We start from the raw sequence: 19413 nt of genomic DNA, 5'->3' as shown, positions 1-19413 counted from the left end.
GATGGGAACGTCGGCAACAGCAGTGCGTGAATCTTTTCAAACCGAGGACCTGAGTATTTTTTATGGAACATATGAGGCAGTAAAGGGGATTAGTCTTCCTTTTGCTGAAAATACGGTTACTGCACTGATCGGCCCATCCGGCTGCGGTAAATCAACCTTTCTTCGTTCACTGAACCGTATGAATGACGAAATCTCCGGATCAACAACCAAAGGAAGCATCTGGATTGATGGCGTTGATATTAATGCTCCTGGGACAGATGTTATCAAACTGCGTCAGAAGATCGGTATGGTTTGGCAAAAGCCCAATCCGTTCTATAAATCCATTTATGATAACATCGCCTTTGGACCGAAGTACCATGGGGTAAAAGGAAAAAAAGCACTCGATGAGATTGTAGAGAGCAGCCTTCGTAAAGCAGCGTTGTGGGATGAAGTGAAGGACCGGTTAAAAGATTCAGCATTAGCTTTGTCCGGTGGACAACAGCAGCGCCTTTGTATTGCAAGAGCGTTGTCAGTTAACCCACAAATTCTACTCTTGGACGAACCAGCATCCGCACTAGATCCGGTTTCCACTGGTAAAGTAGAGGAGCTCATCAAGGAGTTAAAAGAAGAGCTACGCATAGTAATCGTGACACACAACATGCAGCAAGCTGCACGGATTTCTGATTATACGGCTTACTTCTATCTGGGATCCCTTATAGAATACGATAAGACGGATAAGGTCTTTACTAATCCAGAGAATCAAATGACACAAGAATATATTATGGGTCGTTTCGGCTGAAGCCTTTCAACATCGTTCCTTAGGGAACGGTGTTTTTTGTTTCTATTATTTGCAAAAGGCAGATAGATACTGTATCATTAATGATAATGATTATCATTATTACTATAGGGAGTGGATCTCATGACACAAACTCAACCGACTCAAAAGAATAGCGTAGCTGAAGTAATAAGAGAAAGACGCTCTATTAAGCTTTTTAAAAAAGATCCACTGCCAAAAGGTCTATTAGAGGAACTGTTAAATGTAGCTGTATGGGCGCCCAACCATGGGGTGCGTGAGCCGTGGAGATTTATTGCTTTTCAAGGTGATGGTACAAAGTTCTTGGCTGAAGCGGCATTTGCTTTCGTGAAACGTGCTTTTTCTGATCCTGAAGTGGCTGCTAAGCGAAAAGAATATATCTCAAATATTCCATTAACGTTAATTGTGGTGATGCCTGAGGATCCTCGGCAGAGAGAGTGGGATGAGGATTTTGCAGCAGCGTCAGCACTTGTGCAGAACTTCCAGCTAGCGGCTTGGGAGCAAGGCGTGGGAACGATTTGGAAGACCGATCCTTATATCAATAATCCTGAATTCCGTAACAAAATTGGTGTGAAGCCAGGAGAGAAGATCATAGCCATGATCCATGCCGGATACCCGGAGACTGTGCCAGACAGCCGTCCACGCACGGATGCTTCTGAACTATTGAAGATCATTGATAGCTATCCAGAGAACGATGTAGTGGAATAAGTAGAAGGTTTTACGGTATTTGAATAATGAATATTAAAAGAATATATATCCGAAGCATCCGAAGGGGTGCTTTTTTGTTGTAAGTTTAAGCTCATAATGTCGTATGGTTGATAGGAATATCGCGATAAATGTTTATAGCAATATATAATGTACATAATGAATGATATTGATTACAATTTGGTTAAGTGGATGAATTTAAATAAGGAGGGAAAAGCGTGGGGGAGAACAAGAACATCAAGATGAAACTGGCTCGTATACAAAAAGATCTTTCCCAAGAACAGTTAGCGGAAGTTGTAGGGGTTACAAGACAGACGATTGGTCTGATTGAAGCCGGGAACTATAACCCAACGCTTAAGTTGTGCATAGCTATCTGCAAGGCATTGGATCGATCTTTAAACGATATTTTTTGGGAGGAATAAGGGTGAGCAGGACAAGGATTAAGGATGAGCGGATTATCAGCGAAATTCAGAAGTTTAGTACGCATGGTTTTATGATTGTGTTCGTGGGCTTTATGGTTAGTCTTTTGGTAAAAGTGTTTATTCTGCAATGGGACATTAAGTATTGGTTTGATACGTTTGTGATTGTGATGGCAGGGTGTTTGTATATAACTGTTCGTTCCGTCAAAAATGGAATATATCTGCTACCGAGTAAAGAAGGCGAAGGCGATGTAAGACGGTATAAGAAAATCAATTTAATTGGGGGAGCTGTCAGTACGTTAATATGGGCCGCTTTAATGTTCCTATCTGATTTTAGAGAAGCCGGGGAGTTGGATATTGCTAAAAGTATCATGAGCACCCTTGTGGGTTCCGTTATATTTTTCGTTGGGATTACATGGATGCAGTGGTTCATTATTAAAAGATCTAATAAAAATGCGGACAAAAGTCTAGAGGGTTAGTTGGGTGAAAAATTCACTCTTGTAAAACTAATGTGATTAGTTTATATTTAAGCTAATACCATTAGTTTTATGGAGGGGTAATGATGAGAGTAACGCGTGAAGGTCATTTATTACAGCTAACTTGGATGCCAAGAGTCTTTCCTGTGAATTGTTACATCATTGAGGAAGAGAATGAGTTGACTTTGATAGATGCGGCAATGCCGTTCAGTGTAAAAGGAATTATAGATACCGCAGCGAAGCTTGATAAAAAGATCACTCGTATTATATTGACGCATGCTCATGACGATCATATAGGTGCACTGGATGAGCTAAAGAGACAGCTTCCAGAGGCTCAGGTGTACATTTCAGAAAGGGATGCAGCATTGCTTAGTGGAGATCGTTCACTTCGTGAGGGAGAACCTCAGACCCCTATAAAGGGAGGCGTGCCCAAGAAGGTAACAACGAGACCAGATGTATTACTCTATGATGGAGATACCATTGGTTCATTAACAGCAATTCTAACTCCTGGTCATACCCCTGGATCTATGTCTTTCATTGATTCACGAAGCGGCGCTGTTGTCGTTGGAGATGCTTTTCAAACCTTCCGGGGAACCGCAGTTTCAGGAACCGTAATTCCTTGGTTTCCGTTTCCGGCTCTGGCAACCTGGAGTAAAGATCAAGCCTTAAAAAGTGCAATTAAGCTTCTAGAGGCTTCCCCGACTATACTGGCTACTGGACATGGAGACTTACTTAGAAACCCAGTACAAACCATGGAGAAAGCTATTCATAAAGCACAAATGATTCAAGATAGGAGTAATTAAAATGTCACCTAGAGCAGGATTAGATCGTCGTACGCTAGTTATTGCAGCAGCAGAAATCGCCGATCATGAAGGGATAGAGGCCGTAACCTTAGCCGCATTGGCTAACAAATTAGGTGTTCGTTCTCCGTCTTTATACAATCACATTAACGGGCTACAGGAATTGCGCACACAACTTGCAATTTATGGACTAGGGGAGCTTTCCAATGCAATGAACAACGCAGCTAAAGGCTTTAGTGGAGACGCCGCTGTACAGGCGATGGGGCGAGCGTATGTGGACTTTGCTAGAAGCAGACCTGGATTATACGAGACAACGTTGCGAGCCCCTGAACAGGCAAATACGGAGCTGGAAACGGTAAGTGATCATATTTTGAAGCTTATCATTCATGTGATGAAGGATTATCAATTGGGTGAGGAAGGAGAAATTCATGCAGTACGCGGGTTACGAAGTATTCTGCATGGCTTTGCCTCTTTGGAACAAAAGGGCGGTTTTGGAATGGCGCTTGATACGAATGTAAGCCTATCTCGGCTCATCAGTACTTATATTGCTGGGATCGGAAATATGAAGTCTAAATAATGGAGTATATAGGAGATGATGTTGTGATGTATAAGGGATATGAAAAGGAAAGTGTTATCACCTTTGAGGAAACAGCAGAAATCGTTGCCACGATTGGGATTTTGCCGCTTGCCACTCTGATTCCTGAGCACCCATCTTTAAATGGATTAACGAAAGCGGAGAATTGGCATACGGGTTCAGAGCTAGATCCATGGTCATGGCGTGTAAGGTTTCCTGGTGAAGGCCTGGCTGGATACGGTAAATTTGTTAAGAAGAAAGCTATCTTGGTCTCTAGGGAGTGGTTTCCAGCATTTGTGGCAGCTGTAGGTAGTACTAAATCTATAGAAGAACGTTATAATGACGGATTGGCCAGCAGAGAAGCAGTGACTTTACTACAAATTATCCGTGAACATCAAGGGATTGATACGCGTATACTTCGTGTTGAAGCTGATATGAAGGCTAAAGAAAAGAAGACGGCTTTTGATAATGCGGTTACGGAGCTTCAGGCATCACTAGACATCGTTATTTCAGGCGTAAAAGAACGCCAAAATGCAGAAGGTGAGAAAAATGGCTGGAGCAGTACCTCGTTTGAGACTGTAAGCCACTGGATGGAAGATAACGGTCTTTCCTCATTTGAAGGTGATAGAGAAGAGGCAATAGCTTGGCTACATTCCAAAATGAATGGCATATGGTCGCCTACAGCAATAGCCTGGACGAACAAAGCATTCTCATGGAAATAAAAACGGTTAATCACTACTCCCATGAGAGTGATTAACCGTAAGCGTTTTCTAATAAAATCATATCCATCACATTATTGTTCCAACATAGGTGCCAAGTAAGCAATCAGGAAATACAAGAATCCGAAAAACAGCATAACATAGGCGGTATATTTGATTGCATTGGATGCAACAATTCTTGAATCCACCGGTGCTTGAATTTCGAGCTGTTCTTCTTCAACGCTGTCAATTTCATTGGATATTGGGTCTCTCAACATGATAATCCCCTCCTTGGAAATTAGATCCTTAACTGTATTGTGACATATTTGTGAACGGAAATCAACAATAGTGTGAACAAATATTGAACTTTTATTCAAATTTGGACTATTTATTTTCTGGATATCTAGTATGCAATAAAAAAACAACCTGCTTTTGTCCTCGGAAGAGGAACCAAGCAGGTTGTTTGGCATTTCATTTATTCAATAATTTAAGCGAACAAATTAAGCCCAATCTCCATCACGGAAGATCGGTACAGTGGTTCCATCATCCTTAATACCATCAATGCTCATTTCAGGTGAACCCATCATAAAATCAACATGTGTATGGCTTTGGTTCATTCCTTTTTCCTGCAATTGTTCTTTGGTCATTGTCGTACCCTCTTGAAGGGTAAAGGCATATGCTGCACCTAACGCCAAATGGCAGGAGGCATTCTCATCAAACAATGTGGTGTAATATAGAATTCCGCTCTCGGAGATCGGGGAGTGGAAAGGCACCAAAGCGACTTCTCCAAGATAAGCAGAGCCTTCATCTAACGCGATAAGGGAAGCTAGCGTTTCTGAACCTTTTTCAGCGGTGAAATCCGTTACTTTACCGTTCTCAAAGGTGAGGGTGAAATTATCAATAAGATTACCCCCATAGCTAAGCGGCTTAGTGCTGCTTACCTTACCATTCACACCAGACTTCAGTGGGGCAGTAAACACTTCTTCTGTAGGGATATTGGCTAGGAAAGGAACTCCTTTGCCATTGACAGCTCCTGCTTGACACCAAATATGCCCTTCTGGTAGCTCAATCGTCAAATCGGTTCCATGTCCTGTATAGTGCAGCTTGCGGAACTTATTATCATTCAAAGCAGTACAACGTGCTTTCAGGCCATCTAAATGTTGACTCCATGCTTGAATAGGGTCAGCTTGATCCGCACGTGTAGCTTTAAAGATAGCATCCCATAGAAAATCAATCTGCTGATCAGGTGATGCTTCAGGGAATACCTTTGCCGCCCACGATGCTGATGGGAATGCTACAATACTCCAGCTTACGTGATTCCCCATTAACAATTCACGATATGGAGCTAACGTTTGTCCAGAGATCCGCTGATTATCTGCAATTCTTCCTGATTCAACACCGTTCAACAGATCTGGATTCGTTGAAGTTATCGATAGAAATGCTGCACCTTTTTTAGCCAGATCTTCTAATTCATCTGCTTGCCATTGTGGCGGTTCCAAGAAGGAATCGGATGGAGCGAGGTCATAACGTGTACGTGTAACAACCTCGTCGCTATAATTAACCTTGACGAGCTTCGCACCCGCTTCATAGGCTTTGCGTACGACAAGACGCACTAGTTCTGCCGAAACGATGTCGGCATTTACAACAAGGGTCTGCCCAGGTTGGATATTAACCCCAATCTTCACTGCCAGCAACGCATAGTTCTCCAGTTTTTGCTTGAAATCTAACATAGTTTCAACTCCTCCCAATATCTCTAGTCTTTTATTTCATATTTGCAATAATTAGAACGCCCAGTTTCCATTCAGGAATACAGGTTCTTCTGTTCCATCAGCAGTAATCCCGTAAATATTCATCTCCGCAGAACCGATCATGAAATCCACATGGGTAACGCTATTATTCAATCCATGTGCAATCAGTTCATCCGGAGTCATATCTTTACCGCCTTCTAAACAGAAAGCATAAGCCATACCTATAGCTAGGTGATTGGATGCATTCTCATCAAACAAGGTATTGTAATAAAGAATATTGGACTCTGAGATAGGGGACTTATGTGGAACTAATGCAACTTCACCTAGGTATTTTGCTCCTTCATCCATACTAATGAGGTGCTCTAGTGCTTCTTGTCCTTGCTCTGCACTAACACTAACAATTCGTCCGTTCTCAAAAGTAATAGAGAATCCATCGATAATGTTGCCGCCATGGCTAAGAGGTTTGGTACTTCGTACGGTGCCATTTACACCAGTCTTTAGAGGAGCGGTAAATACTTCCTCGGTAGGCATATTGGCTACAAAAGAATGACCTTTCGCATTAATGCTGTCACCTTGTGCCCAAATATGACCTTCTGGAAGCTCGATGCTTAGGTCCGTACCAGGTGCTATGTAATGCAGTTTCTTATATTTTTTTGCGTTGAGTACATTTGCTTTTTGATCTAAGGTGTCGAGATGTTCTTGCCATGCAGCTACTGGATCTTCACGATCAAGACGTACGGTGTGGAAAATAGCTTCCCATAGCTTACTTACACGTTCTTCAGCTGGAACATCCGGGAATACTTTATCCGCCCAAGCCTGACAAGGTACAGCAACAATACTCCAGCTAACTTTGTCGGACATTTGCATTTCACGATATTTGGTGAGTGCGGCTCCCCGTACTTTTTGATAATTTGAAATGCGTACAGGATCAATACCTTTAAGTGCATCAGGATCTTCCGCGATCACGTTAAGAATAGCCGCACCCTTCTCGGCGAGTTCGGTCATTTCACCTGCGTACCAAGTAGGAGGCTCAGTGAACACTTCTGGTGCAGCATGTTCAAACTGCTGGCGTGTAATGCTTGCATCACTCCAGTTCACCTTCACCAAGCTTGCTCCAATCGCATATGCCTTGGCGGTAATCATACGAACGAAATCAGCTGCAAGAATAGGTGCATTCACCACCAGAATTTGCCCTGGTTGAACGTTAACCCCAATTTGCACAGCTAAATCTGCATATTTACTAAGCTTTGCCTCGAAATCAGTCATCGATATTTCCTCCAATTACTAATAGTTTGGTACTTTAAAAGTATTGTACTAAATTATTAACCGCCGGATGAAAAAAGTCAATTACATGGAATTTACAGTGTAAATTGAGGAATTACATTCATTTCAATGCTATACTGAAAGGGGAAATGATTTGATGAATGGAAGGAAGATTAGCGGATGAATTTAGAGATCGTAAGTGCTGAAATGAGCCGTAAAGAGGATAAAAGCTATGTAGGGAGGACGATATTTACTCTCGAAAACCATAAGGCTCCATATGAGATTACTTTTTTCAGTACAAGAGGAACGGAATGGGATTACAGCCTAAGCTTTGCTGGTGAGCCTGGAAGTGAAGAGCAGTTCTTAGAAACTGACGCGCTACTTGAAAATGATGACGATGTATACAATCAATTGCTTGATGCCGCACTAGATAAACAAGAGATCGTTGAAGAGTAAAACATACAAGTGTTGATTGATTACCAGCGGCAATATTCATGCCGCTGGTTACATCTCGCCTTATCCGATTGTAATCTTACCTTCAGGATATCTGTAAAGTTCCTTACTACCCTTAGGTTTGAGTGCATAAGCTAGAGTAAGCGGACCTGTCCGACCCAGAAACATTAGAAAAATAATGAGCACTTTACCCGCCGTAGTCAATTCTGGAGTAAGTCCCATGGAGAGACCAGAAGTCCCGAATGCAGATACGGATTCAAAGAGTACAGCAAGAAAGTCAGCCTTTTCTGTCACAGATAACAACATCGTAGCAATGACCACTAACATTAGAGACATCAATGTCATCGTCACGGCTCTATAGACATTTTCTTTGGCAATCCGATGACGAAACATTACAATATCCTCTTTACCCCTTAGTCTTGCAGAAACCGCAGCCACTAGAACAGCGAACGTAGTAATCTTAATTCCCCCACCAGTAGATCCAGGCGCAGCTCCTATGAACATTAGCAGAATCATTAGAAATTGCGTTGATTCCCGCATCAGTGGAATTTCAATTGTAGTGACGCCACCTGAACGTGGTGTTATCGCTTGTAAAAATGTAGCCATCATCTTTCCACCTGCACTCAAGGGCTTCAGCGTAGAATTAAATTCTAGTAAGAAAAATAGAGCAGCCCCAATGACAATCAATATCATAGAGGTCGAAAGAACAACCTTAGAATGTAGAGTAAGCTTTTTGCGTTTTGGAAAGTCAAAAACATCAGATAGGACGATAAAACCGACCCCTCCAAGAAAGATGAGGATCATTGAGGTGAAATTCACTATAGGATCATTTACAAAACGAGTAAGTCCACTAAAGGGCCCATGAATGTCACCGAATAAATCAAAGCCTGCATTATTAAAAATAGATATGCTGTGAAAAATTCCATAATATACAGCTTTCCCGAAAGGCATATCCATCATAAACCTACCGGCAAACATGATGGCACCTGTGAGCTGAATAACAAGGGAATAGATCAGGACTCTGCGGATCAACTGGACAATACCTTGCATGGAATTCTGGTTCATAGATTCTTGCATAAGAATTCGCTCTTTAAAGGATATTCGTTTATTAAGGACCAAAGTAATTAAGGTGGCCATCGTAATAAAACCCAATCCCCCAAATTGAAATAATACGAGTAGAACAACTTGTCCAAAAGTAGTCAACTGTGTACCCGTATCAATGACTGCCAGACCTGTAACACAGGTTGCCGATGTAGCCATAAATAATGCATCAATAAAAGAAATATGCCCTTCTACTGAGGCGACCGGCAAACTAAGTAAAAAAGTTCCGGCAGTGATAAGTATTACAAATCCTAGTGATAAGACTTTTGGTGGAGTTAATTTCAATCCACCGAAGTTCAGATTAGCCAATTTAATTCTCCTGTCATACGTGAAATTAGAGTAGTGCACACAAAATTATAACATAACTTGCCAGACCTTCCCTAAGTGGAGGGAGGTAATTGACATATTTTATCGAATTATTCTAGAATAACACCCTATTCTGCAACTTTAAAGAGGAGGCTTTCTTAATGGTGGTAAGTCCGATTCTGAATCAGATTGGTGCAGTTTTTATTCCGGTAAAGGATATTGAGAAATCCAAAGAATGGTATTGCCAATTGCTTGGTTTGCCTTTGGATGGTGAAGTATTATTCGGGCATCTATACGTGATCCCCATGCAAGGACCAGAAATCGTATTAGACAGCAAAATTTACACTTCTGAGTCCGTTCTTAATATCCCCTCTTTTCATCTAAATACCGAAGATATTGATGCTGCTTACGATTATGTGAAAGCAAATGGCGGAGAGATTCTTACGGATATCGAGCATGACCATTGGTTTAATTTTAAAGATCCTGACGGTAATGTTATTATGGTCTGTCGTTGTTAAGAACCTTGCAGCTCGGAGGAGTAAGATATGGTCATTACATCAAGAAAGCTGATTCCAAATGATGCAGAAGAATTACTTCGATTACAGCATCAGCTGGATCAGGAATCCAAATTTATGTTATTAGAGCCGGATGAACGACAATCCAGTCTAAATCAGGTCAAAGAGATGCTCGAAACCTTCGCTTCAGCAGATACTTCAATCCTTATTGGGGCAGAGGTTGATAACCATTTGATAGGTTATATATCGGTTAGAGGTGGAAGTGTTAGACGCAATCGTCATAGTGCGTACATAGTCATTGGCATTCTAAGACAGTATCAAGGTCAGGGGATCGGTACGGGGCTATTCAAAGAACTGGATGCATGGGCTAAGAATACTGAAATTGTTCGTTTGGAGCTAACAGTTATGACCCATAATGAGTTAGCTATGTCGCTATATATCAAAAATGGGTTTGAGATCGAAGGGACGAAAAGAAAATCACTTGTGATCGATGGTCAATGGGTGGATGAATATTACATGAGTAAGATTTTGATAAAAGAAAAAAGGATAGAGGATCAGATTTAATCTGATAACTCTATCCTTTTTTTTATGATTAAAAGCTTATGAATTCTCAAGCTCTGACGATTCAGTGTCACCAGTGGTCTCAATGATGACCTCAACCTTGCGTACACGGTATCTGTTCATTTCACGAATGATTAAGGTTACGTTGTCATGTACAATGCTTTTGCCAACGGCCGGATCTGGGATATGACTGTATAACCAGCCTCCAATCGTTGTCACTTCCTCATGTTCGAAATCAAGACCGGTAAGCTCCTTGACCTCAATTAAAGATACCTTACCATCGAACAGATAATTTGTATCGCTTAGTTTCTCAATTTCTCTGCGCTCATCACCGTCAAATTCATCTCGAATTTCACCAACGATTTCTTCCAAAATATCTTCAATTGTGATGAGTCCAGACGTTCCACCATATTCATCAAGCAGCAGGGCGATATGCACCCGCTCCAACTGCATACGTGTTAAAAGGTTCTTAACAGGTGTTACCTCAGATACGGTTAGGACTGGCTGAATCAAGCCTTTGAAATCAAAATCAGGGTTATTGTCATATTGCAAATAAAGCTGTTTGGTATTAATCATTCCGATGATATTATCCTTGCTACCTTCTGCAACCGGGAAGCGAGTATATTGTTCCTTACGAATAATCTCAAAATTTTCTTTCAATGAATGATTGGTGAAAAGACATACCATATCCGTTCGTGGAACCATGATTTCTTTGGCCAACATCTCGTCAAAAGTAAAGATACGGTTGACATAGCCATATTCAGCTTTATTGATTTTTCCACTTTCATAGCTTTCGGATAAGATCAAACGAATCTCATCTTCACTATGAGCGTCTCCATGCTCACTGGCAGGCTTCATCCCGAAAAGGCGAACAAGCAGATTTGCGGAACCATTCATAAACCAAATGAGTGGGTACAAAATTCTGTAGAACCAAATAATCAGCGGTGATGTAATTTGACCGATTTTTTCCGGAATGTTTATAGCTACTGTCTTCGGAGCAAGTTCCCCGACAACGACGTGTAGGAATGTTGCAATGACGAATGCGAATAAGAACGCAAGAGGGTGACTCACACTTGGACTAATATTAGCCCAGTCGAATACCGGAAGGAGCAACTGCTCAAACGCTGGCTCTGCCAGTGCACCAATACCCAGTGCAGTGATTGTAATCCCGAGCTGACAAGCGGATAAGTATCCGTCAAGATTAGCAGACACTCGTTGTACAGCTAGCGCGTTCTTCTTTCCCTCGATCACCATCTGACTGATCTGACTACCTCTAAGTCTCACCAATGCAAATTCCGTTGCTACAAAAAAAGCGGTTAAAATAATCAAAATAGCCACCAACGTCAAACTAAGTCCTATACCCATATAATCTTTACCATCCCTTTCGTTCCTAAAATAGGTTATACTCATATTATGAGTTCTTATGAACTATTCTACGAACTTTTCAGAGAAATATCAAATGGTGGAGGGAAACAGATATGGAATCATTTGCATTGACTCGTATGGAGATGTCCAGTCTTCTGCTCTCATTGACCGGATTATCAGACCGGAAACCGCTGAATATCCTCCAAGAGGCATGGACTAAATTTCATCTTGATGAAGTACAAAAGGGGACTTCGTTACCCGCTTTTTTATCTACAGATGTTCCACCCATTTTTCAAAAGATCATTAAGGGGCATGATGTAAAAGGCTTTTCACTCGGTGAAATTGCTTCATTAGGCCATCTAATAGAGTATTCCACTTTGACTGTGACTACTATGCAAAATTGGGTGAAGCGTGATTTTAAGGAGTATCTCGGTTCTCCAAGAGAAGGAAAGAAGTATTCAGTTAATCAGGCAGCACTTCTGTTTATGATCGATGATCTCAAATCAGCCCTAAATTTCGAAAGTATTCGTCAGCTATTCCGATTAATGTTCTTAAAGCCAGATCGAGACGATGATGATCTTATAGAACCGACAAAGCTGTATTACGCATATGCTGGGCTGTTTGAAGAGATCAAGAGCAATCCAACTATACAAACCCAATGTAAAGTAGATCAACTTTTACACAAGGAGTTCTCCTGGAAAGAAGATTCCCTGCTTAGAAGTTCCACAGATCGTGTGATCAATCGGCTGACGCATCTTACGAGATCTCAGAGAGAGTCTGTCCGCAACATACTTCTGATAGCCACGATAGCTGTTCAGACCTGTTATTTTCAATCGCTTGCCAGACAATACTTTAATGCAGCTTTATTTCTTGATTTTTGAACGCTTCAATTTTAATATGTATAAGTGAAACAATCAAAAGTAAGTTTCATAAGATATATGTTGGATATAAGGGGGCTTAGAAGTGAATCAAATGACACTGCTGCGGAATCCGAAGCAAAGGAAATTACTCTTCAGTGCAGGCTTAAGCTGGATGTTCGACGCGATGGACGTCGGGATGATTTCTTTTGTTGTAGCGGCTTTAGCCAAGGATTGGAATCTGGGACCGGAGCAGATAGGTATATTGACAAGTATTAACTCCGTGGGCATGGCTGTGGGTGCTGCGGCAGCAGGGATATTAGCCGATCGTTTTGGACGTAAACCGATACTTCTATGGACACTCCTAATTTTCTCGGCTGCGAGTGGGTTATCGGCTTTTGCAACAGGCTTCGGAATACTCTGTGTACTTAGATTTATCGCTGGATTTGGACTAGGTGGGGAGCTGCCCGTCGCCTCAACATTAGTGTCTGAAAGTATGCCTGCCCGTGAGAGAGGCCGTGCGGTTGTGCTGCTGGAGAGCTTTTGGGCGGTTGGATGGATCGCTTCTGCTTTAATTGCATTCTTCGTGATTCCTGATTATGGCTGGCGTGTAGCATTCGGTATTGGTGCTGTTCCTGCTCTATACGCTCTTTACTTAAGACGTGCTATAGACGATTCACCGAAGTTTGCTGAGATCAAGAAGGCGCCTGTATCCTTGAAAAAACGTATCACAACAGTATGGTCACCAGAGTATCGTCGTTCTACGATTATGCTGTGGATTTTATGGTTTACTGTAGTGTTTTCGTATTATGGGATGTTTCTATGGCTACCTACAGTTATGGTACTTAAAGGCTTCAGCTTGGTTAAAAGCTTCGAATACGTGCTTATCATGACGCTAGCTCAGCTGCCGGGTTACTTTACTGCCGCTTACTTCATCGAAAAGTTCGGACGTAAGTTTGTCCTGGTCATCTATATGCTGTTCACTGCCGTTAGTGCGGCATGGTTCGGAAATGCAACTACAGAAGGCATGCTGATGGCGGCCGGGATTTGCTTATCGTTCTTTAATCTCGGAGCATGGGGTGGCATGTACGCTTATACACCAGAGTTGTACCCAACAACTATTCGCTCAACAGGCGCTGGTTTAGCGACTTCCTTTGGCCGGATTGGCGGCATCATCGCTCCTTTGTTAGTAGGGGTGCTGGTAGGTAAATCTATAGCGATTGGCTCGATCTTCATGTTATTTTTTGTAACGATTATTATCGGTGCGTTAGCGGTGCTCTTCCTAGGAAAAGAGACAAAGGGAACGGAGCTCCTGTAGAGGATAATTCTTCATTACATACTTGATGTTAATCTACCAACAATGCTAAAATTTAATAAGAACAAAACGGTTCCTTCACAGTTGTGAACAGGGCCGTTTTTTTTAACATTAGAAACTATATTTTTAGGGCCCCCGCAAAGAAGGCGTTATGCTTGCATTAGTCCTTCTTTTATAAGAACGGAGCGATCGAACATGAGTAAGGATAGGAATCAGCCTCATTTCACGGAATTAGTCTGGGAAAGTACGGAACAAAACGTTCCTATTCCCCCGCGAAATTCATCAGAACCAGCGCTGCCAAAGTTATCTACTGCAAATGTAGGGAAGCCTAAAGCGTCGTCTGAACCTTCTTTACAGCTTCAGCTTTGGGATCTGGAGACCGACACGCCGGAGCCTGTGACAACTACCGAAGGTCAGTTTGTAGCAAGAGCGAAGGAGTTGGAACATAGAACCGAGGATTCGGCGCTATTTATTCCTTTTAAGAGTTACTGGCCAACGTATGGTCATATGACGGGCACGCAAAGTAGATGGTATTTTTATTGGCGCAATGAAGTTAGACAGGGTAGATATCCGAAAACGGATCTTTCATATATTTTTCTGCACGTGTATGAGCTTATTAATGGAGTAGGTTGGCAAGATCCTTATGATGGTTTTAAACAGCTTAGTCAAATCTGGGAAGCTTATCGAGAAAATTATAAACGTCTGGATCAATATTTGGGTGGTTGGATCGCGGACTTCTCGTTTGTTCATCATTTGGATGTGCCTCTATCTTTAATCGTTGCTCGTTCACGCGGTCTCGCTGGAGATCTGGCAGAGCTAGAGTTAGAGAGATGTCTTACTGTAACTCCTGAGCAGTTAACTTTTACGGTATTAACAGCAATGTCGGACTACGATATTAGTAAATCGAAGTTTTATATGGGGGAAGGTAAAGAAGCCCTCGAACGATATATTCCACAGGTAGTGGCATTAATCAACGCTTATGTCAGTCGGAAACATGGCTCGAATCTGGTTGAAATGTTCCCACCAGGTCCCTCAGTAATGCGGGAGCGTTATTTATTCCGTAGCGCCGTATATGATATTTCGCTATATGGTTATTCTGTACTTATACCGGTTGTGCGTATCAGTAAATCTCCACCGCTTCGCAGTTTGATTACAAGGCTATTCCGTTTGACTGAGAATAAATTACGGGAACTGCTGGGGTATCGAGGAAGGCTCAAAGGGGTTAATGTGGATGCGGATATGGATGACCTTATCACTCGTTTTCTGAAGCGGGAATTTGAGAAAGAGAAACAGGGAGATAAGGGGCCGGCAGTAGTTATTGATCGTGAGAAGCTTGAAAGGCTGCAGAGTGATTCCGAGATTGTACGAACCATGCTTACGGTTGAGGAAATGAATGAGCTGGAAGAACTTGAGGATAGCGGTTTTGAGATTACTAATGAGGAATCCGAGCTTGAAGAAGTAGTAGAAAAAGAAGAATTTGAAGATATTGAAGATGAAATCATTGTACCGCTTCAGTCTCTTGAGCCTGAATTAACTATAGAAGAAATTCAATCTGCTAACGTAGATACGGAGTGGGAGCAGTTCTCTAATGCTTTAAGTCCACTCCAACACGAAGCTCTGATTGCGCTTATGAACGAGGATGGAACACAAACCATACAGAAGCTAGCGGCTGCAAATGGCACGATGTCAGAACTCTTGATTGATGAGATCAATGATATCGCAATGAACATTCTAGGTGATTTGATCATAGATGGTGAAGAAATTGCAGAAGAATATAAAATTCATCTGCTTAATATTTAATGGGGTGAACTTTGGATGAATGGTTTAAAAATACCCAAACGCATGACGACAGCGCTAGTCAATTCACTGACAGCCGGTGTGGTTCCGCGTATCGGACTAGAGCATATAGCCGTTGGCCGCAAGCCAGAGATTGAAGCGATATTGAGAGATATGGATAATATTGCGGAGGGTGGAGCTGCTTTTAAGCTGATTACCGGCAAATTCGGTAGCGGCAAAAGCTTTCTTTTGCAGATGATCCGTAATTATGCGATGGATCGGGATTTTGTAGTAGCCGATGCGGATCTATCCCCTGAACGAAGATTAGTGGGAACGAAAGGACAAGGTCTTGCTACATATCGAGAGCTGATGAGTCATTTGTCTACCCGGACGCGTCCAGATGGAGGCGCTCTGGAGATTATTTTGCAAAAATGGATCATTACGCTTCAGCAGTCTGTGATGCAAGAGAATGAATATGGCCCTGATCACCCCCAGCTTGGAGACGAGGTAGAGAAACGAATCTATGCTGTAGCCTCCGAAATGCGCGGTTTGGTCCATGGATTTGATTTTGCCAAAGTGCTGGCTTCTTATTGGAATGCCCATAAGCTCGCTGACGATGAATTGAAGCAGGATTCCCTTCGCTGGCTAAGAGGTGAATTCGCTACTCGAACGGAAGCACGAAAAGCACTTGGTGTTGGCGTGATTATTGATGATGATAATTGGTATGATTATATGAAGCTGTGGGCGGAATTCACTTCTGCTATCGGTTATAAGGGACTGCTGCTGTTCATAGACGAAGGCGTCAACCTCTACAAAATCACGAACAGTATCTCACGTCAGAGTAACTATGAAAAGCTGCTTACGATGTTCAACGATACGATGCAGGGCAAGGCGGAAAGCCTAGGGATTTTTATAGGGGGAACTCCGCAATTTGTGGAGGATGGACGGCGTGGATTATTTAGTTATGAAGCGCTGCGTTCAAGATTAGTTGCAGGAAGATACGGCGCAGCAGGTCTGAACAATTATACTGGGCCTATTATCGCACTGGACATGCTCTCACACGAAGAAATTCTGATCCTTTTGCAAAAGCTTAGAGATATCCATGCCCTTCATTATGGTTACGAAGCACAGTTAACACAGGAGCAATTGGTTCATTTTATGGAAGAAGCTGTGGGCAGATTAGGGGCAGACGAGCTCCTGACACCGCGTGAAGTGGTGCGTGATTTCATGGATTTACTTCACACCTTACACCAGCATCCGGAGATCTCTTTCGAGAAGCTAGTGGGCGAACGAACCTCTAAACCTGCCGATACTGAACAAAATGAGTTAGATGGATTCCTCGCGGAGTTTGAATTATGAGTGATAATCCGTTTTATAGGCTGGCTCCCTTTATTAAAGAGTTTATCTATAAGAACCGTTGGGAGACTTTGCGTGAGGCGCAGGTGGATGCCTGTCGTGTGCTGTTTGATACGCCGCATCACTTACTGATTGCTTCGGGTACAGCTTCAGGTAAGACAGAGGCGGCTTTTTTTCCAGCGCTTACTGAGCTGTATGAACGTCCTTCCGGTTCGGTTGGTATTCTGTATATCGCTCCGCTGAAAGCATTGATTAACGATCAATTTACACGGCTGAACGATTTGCTCCGTGAAGGCAATATTCCGGTGTGGCACTGGCATGGGGATGTTCCGCAAGCCGATAAGACGAAACTGGTGCAGAATCCTTCCGGCGTGCTACAGATTACCCCTGAATCGCTTGAAGGACTATTGATGAACCGTCCGAATGCTATCCCGGCGCTGTTCCATGATCTCCGTTATATTGTCATTGACGAGGTGCATGCCTTTATGGGTGCTGATCGGGGGATTCAGGTTCTGAGTCAGCTGGCGAGAATCTCACGAATGGCGGGATGTCATCCGCGTAGAATCGGTCTATCGGCTACGCTTAGTGACTATGCTTCGGTGACGGAGTGGCTGGCGGCAGGGACGCGGGAGAGCGTAGAGGTGTCCGCTCCACAGGGCGGGCGTAAGCTCCGTTTAAGTGTGGAGCATTTCTCTTTCCCGGATGCACGGGATGAAGTGCAGGCGGAGCATTTAGAACGCGCGAAGCAGTCTTATTACGATTTCATTTATGATCATACGCATCTTAAGAAAGCGTTGATCTTCACGAATAGCCGCTCGGATGCGGAGACGGCAACCCTTGAGCTGCGGAGAACGGCCGCGAAGCGTGGGGAACGGGATGTTTTTCACGTTCACCATGGCAGCATCTCCGCGATGCTCCGCGAAGAGACGGAAGCCGCGCTGCGGCAAGGCTCCGGTCCTGCAGTTGCGGCAGCGACATTGACGCTGGAGCTGGGCATTGATCTAGGAGAGCTGGAGCGGGTGCTCCAGGTCGGCGCTCCTTATAGCTGCGCAAGCTTTGTGCAGCGACTCGGCCGCTCGGGCAGGCGTGGTGACGCCGCATCCGAGATGATCTTTGTCACGCCCGAGGAAGAGGATGAGGAAGCACAGCTTCCGGCACGGATGCCTTGGACGCTGCTTCGAGCGATAGCGGTTATTGAGCTATATGTGCGCGAGAAGTGGGTTGAACCACTGGTGGTGCGCCAGCTGCCAGTCGGGCTGTTATACCATCAGACGATGAGCATATTGAAGAGTATGGGGGAGGCGGAGCCGGAGGATTTAAAGGAGGCTGTACTAAGCTTACCTTCCTTCAATAGCATTGATCCTGCCGACTACGATACCTTCATGATTTATATGCTGGGTATGGGACAAATCGAGAAGATGGATGAAGGCAGCTTGATTATTGGGATGGCGGGGGAGAAGATCGTGAATAACTTCCGCTTCTACGCAGTCTTCAAAGACGATGAAGAGCATGTTGTCTATAACGGGACTGAAGAGATCGGTTCGATTACAACAGTACCACCACCAGGTTACTGTTTTACTCTGGCAGGGAAGCTCTGGAAGGTAGAAGAGGTCGATAATCGCCATAAAGCTGTTTATGTAAAAACCTCACGCGGTAAAGTGGATACGTTGTGGCTTGGAGCGGGCGGGGATGTGCATACACGAATTATGACCAAAATACGTGAAGTGTTAGGCGCAACATCCTTGTATCCGTATCTTGCACCGAGTGCGGCTGCGCGGCTTGAACGAGCTCGTCGTTTAGCGAAGGAAAGTGGAATGCTTGAACGTTCCGTTATGCCGGCAGGTGGAGATTCGATGTTTATCTTACCGTGGGCGGGTAGTCGGCAATTCCGCACACTAGAGCGCCTTCTTAAGAACAATTTGAAGAGCTCACAGGGACTTCGATCTATCGTGCCGATGGAACCTTATTATATGGTGGTTGCAGGCAAAACAGATGCAGAAACGCTGGAAGCGGAGATCATCGCTGAGAGTATGGCTGCCGCTGATCCTTTAACATTGTTATCTCCAGATGAAGCACCCTACCTCGGAAAGTATGACGAGTTCATCCCGCATGAGCTGTTGCGCAAAGCTTTTTCTTTAGATGGATTAGATGTTCCGGGGTTGCTTGAAGTGCTAAAACAATGGCGGCAACCACAGTAACTATTTTAAATATTTTTAATCGAGACGCCCGCTTATGCGGGCGTCTCTTTATGTTCGGACGCACAGCAACGTGTATCTCCTTGCGCCGATATAGACTTTCCTCCTATTCCATAAGTTGTATAAAAACAGGGCAG

At 43.4% G+C, this 19413-nt stretch carries 20 protein-coding genes; 15 read left to right on the top strand and 5 right to left on the bottom strand.

The window, feature by feature from the left end; translation table 11 throughout:
* The first annotated feature begins 1 nt into the window (after position 1).
* From pstB to NYE25_RS06130, 7 genes are all read left to right on the top strand, one after another.
* Entirely contained in the window at positions 2 to 778 is a 777-nt protein-coding gene (pstB, locus tag NYE25_RS06160; protein ID WP_042188599.1) for a phosphate ABC transporter ATP-binding protein PstB, read from the top strand.
* Between the two features lie 120 nt (positions 779 to 898).
* Positions 899 to 1501, top strand: a complete 603-nt coding sequence (locus NYE25_RS06155) for a nitroreductase family protein (protein ID WP_341145418.1) — start codon at positions 899 to 901, stop codon at positions 1499 to 1501.
* Between the two features lie 239 nt (positions 1502 to 1740).
* Positions 1741 to 1920: a helix-turn-helix transcriptional regulator gene (locus tag NYE25_RS06150; protein ID WP_042132222.1), complete on the top strand. Its 180-nt coding sequence runs from the start codon at positions 1741 to 1743 to the stop codon at positions 1918 to 1920.
* Between the two features lie 2 nt (positions 1921 to 1922).
* Positions 1923 to 2396, top strand: a complete 474-nt coding sequence (locus NYE25_RS06145) for a DUF6773 family protein (protein WP_341145417.1) — start codon at positions 1923 to 1925, stop codon at positions 2394 to 2396.
* 83 nt (positions 2397 to 2479) lie between these two features.
* Entirely contained in the window at positions 2480 to 3196 is a 717-nt protein-coding gene (locus NYE25_RS06140; RefSeq protein ID WP_341147691.1) for an MBL fold metallo-hydrolase, read from the top strand.
* 1 nt (position 3197) lies between these two features.
* Complete coding sequence (locus NYE25_RS06135) at positions 3198 to 3770, top strand: TetR/AcrR family transcriptional regulator (protein ID WP_341145416.1); 573 nt, start codon at positions 3198 to 3200, stop codon at positions 3768 to 3770.
* A 26-nt stretch (positions 3771 to 3796) separates the two neighbouring features.
* Positions 3797 to 4489 carry an AlkZ-related protein gene (locus NYE25_RS06130; protein ID WP_341145415.1) on the top strand — a complete coding sequence of 231 codons (693 nt, stop codon included), beginning with the start codon at positions 3797 to 3799 and terminating at the stop codon, positions 4487 to 4489.
* 71 nt (positions 4490 to 4560) lie between these two features.
* Here the strand turns inward: NYE25_RS06130 and NYE25_RS06125 are convergent, their stop codons facing one another.
* The 3 genes from NYE25_RS06125 to NYE25_RS06115 form a co-directional block, all read right to left on the bottom strand.
* Complete coding sequence (locus NYE25_RS06125) at positions 4561 to 4743, bottom strand: hypothetical protein (protein WP_042128123.1); 183 nt, start codon at positions 4741 to 4743, stop codon at positions 4561 to 4563.
* 222 nt (positions 4744 to 4965) lie between these two features.
* Entirely contained in the window at positions 4966 to 6195 is a 1230-nt protein-coding gene (locus NYE25_RS06120) for an aminopeptidase (RefSeq protein WP_341145414.1), read from the bottom strand.
* A 51-nt stretch (positions 6196 to 6246) separates the two neighbouring features.
* The gene (locus NYE25_RS06115; protein WP_341055178.1) at positions 6247 to 7479 is read right to left on the bottom strand and encodes an aminopeptidase; all 1233 of its coding nucleotides are present in this window, start codon (positions 7477 to 7479) and stop codon (positions 6247 to 6249) included.
* A 177-nt stretch (positions 7480 to 7656) separates the two neighbouring features.
* Here NYE25_RS06115 and NYE25_RS06110 point away from each other — a divergent pair, with 177 nt between their 5' ends.
* Positions 7657 to 7932 carry a hypothetical protein gene (locus NYE25_RS06110; protein WP_042188584.1) on the top strand — a complete coding sequence of 92 codons (276 nt, stop codon included), beginning with the start codon at positions 7657 to 7659 and terminating at the stop codon, positions 7930 to 7932.
* A 60-nt stretch (positions 7933 to 7992) separates the two neighbouring features.
* On the opposite strand, the gene NYE25_RS06105 is transcribed toward NYE25_RS06110, so the two are convergent.
* Positions 7993 to 9339 (bottom strand): TrkH family potassium uptake protein, encoded by a 1347-nt coding sequence (locus NYE25_RS06105; RefSeq protein ID WP_339264944.1) that lies wholly within the window; start codon positions 9337 to 9339, stop codon positions 7993 to 7995.
* A 161-nt stretch (positions 9340 to 9500) separates the two neighbouring features.
* On the opposite strand from NYE25_RS06105, the gene NYE25_RS06100 reads away from it, so the two are divergent.
* Positions 9501 to 9854: a VOC family protein gene (locus NYE25_RS06100; protein WP_341055678.1), complete on the top strand. Its 354-nt coding sequence runs from the start codon at positions 9501 to 9503 to the stop codon at positions 9852 to 9854.
* A gap of 27 nt (positions 9855 to 9881) precedes the next feature.
* Positions 9882 to 10415, top strand: a complete 534-nt coding sequence (locus tag NYE25_RS06095) for a GNAT family N-acetyltransferase (RefSeq protein ID WP_341145413.1) — start codon at positions 9882 to 9884, stop codon at positions 10413 to 10415.
* Positions 10416 to 10451: 36 nt separating this feature from the next.
* Here NYE25_RS06095 and NYE25_RS06090 read toward each other — a convergent pair whose 3' ends face one another.
* Positions 10452 to 11777: a hemolysin family protein gene (locus NYE25_RS06090; protein WP_042188579.1), complete on the bottom strand. Its 1326-nt coding sequence runs from the start codon at positions 11775 to 11777 to the stop codon at positions 10452 to 10454.
* A 113-nt stretch (positions 11778 to 11890) separates the two neighbouring features.
* Between NYE25_RS06090 and NYE25_RS06085 the strand changes: the two genes are divergently transcribed.
* The 5 genes from NYE25_RS06085 (at position 11891) to NYE25_RS06065 (ending at position 19279) form a co-directional block, all read left to right on the top strand.
* A complete protein-coding gene (locus NYE25_RS06085) occupies positions 11891 to 12658 on the top strand; it encodes a DUF1836 domain-containing protein (protein WP_341145412.1) in 768 nt (255 codons plus the stop codon).
* A gap of 91 nt (positions 12659 to 12749) precedes the next feature.
* On the top strand, positions 12750 to 13952 hold the full coding sequence (locus tag NYE25_RS06080) for an MFS transporter (RefSeq protein ID WP_042193977.1): 1203 nt from the start codon (positions 12750 to 12752) through the stop codon (positions 13950 to 13952).
* 192 nt (positions 13953 to 14144) lie between these two features.
* Positions 14145 to 15749, top strand: coding sequence for a TerB N-terminal domain-containing protein (locus tag NYE25_RS06075; protein ID WP_341145411.1), 1605 nt, complete (start codon positions 14145 to 14147; stop codon positions 15747 to 15749).
* 15 nt (positions 15750 to 15764) lie between these two features.
* Positions 15765 to 17084, top strand: coding sequence for an ATP-binding protein (locus NYE25_RS06070; RefSeq protein ID WP_341145410.1), 1320 nt, complete (start codon positions 15765 to 15767; stop codon positions 17082 to 17084).
* Positions 17081 to 19279, top strand: coding sequence for a DEAD/DEAH box helicase (locus NYE25_RS06065; RefSeq protein WP_340969819.1), 2199 nt, complete (start codon positions 17081 to 17083; stop codon positions 19277 to 19279). Before NYE25_RS06070 ends, NYE25_RS06065 begins: the two co-directional genes overlap by 4 nt.
* The last annotated feature ends 134 nt before the right edge of the window (positions 19280 to 19413 follow it).

Origin of the sequence: Paenibacillus sp. FSL E2-8871, assembly GCF_038000345.1 — a bacterium.
Classification (GTDB): domain Bacteria; phylum Bacillota; class Bacilli; order Paenibacillales; family Paenibacillaceae; genus Paenibacillus_AQ.
Note: the sequence above shows the minus strand (reverse complement) of the source record. Positions and strands in the feature narration are given on the sequence as shown.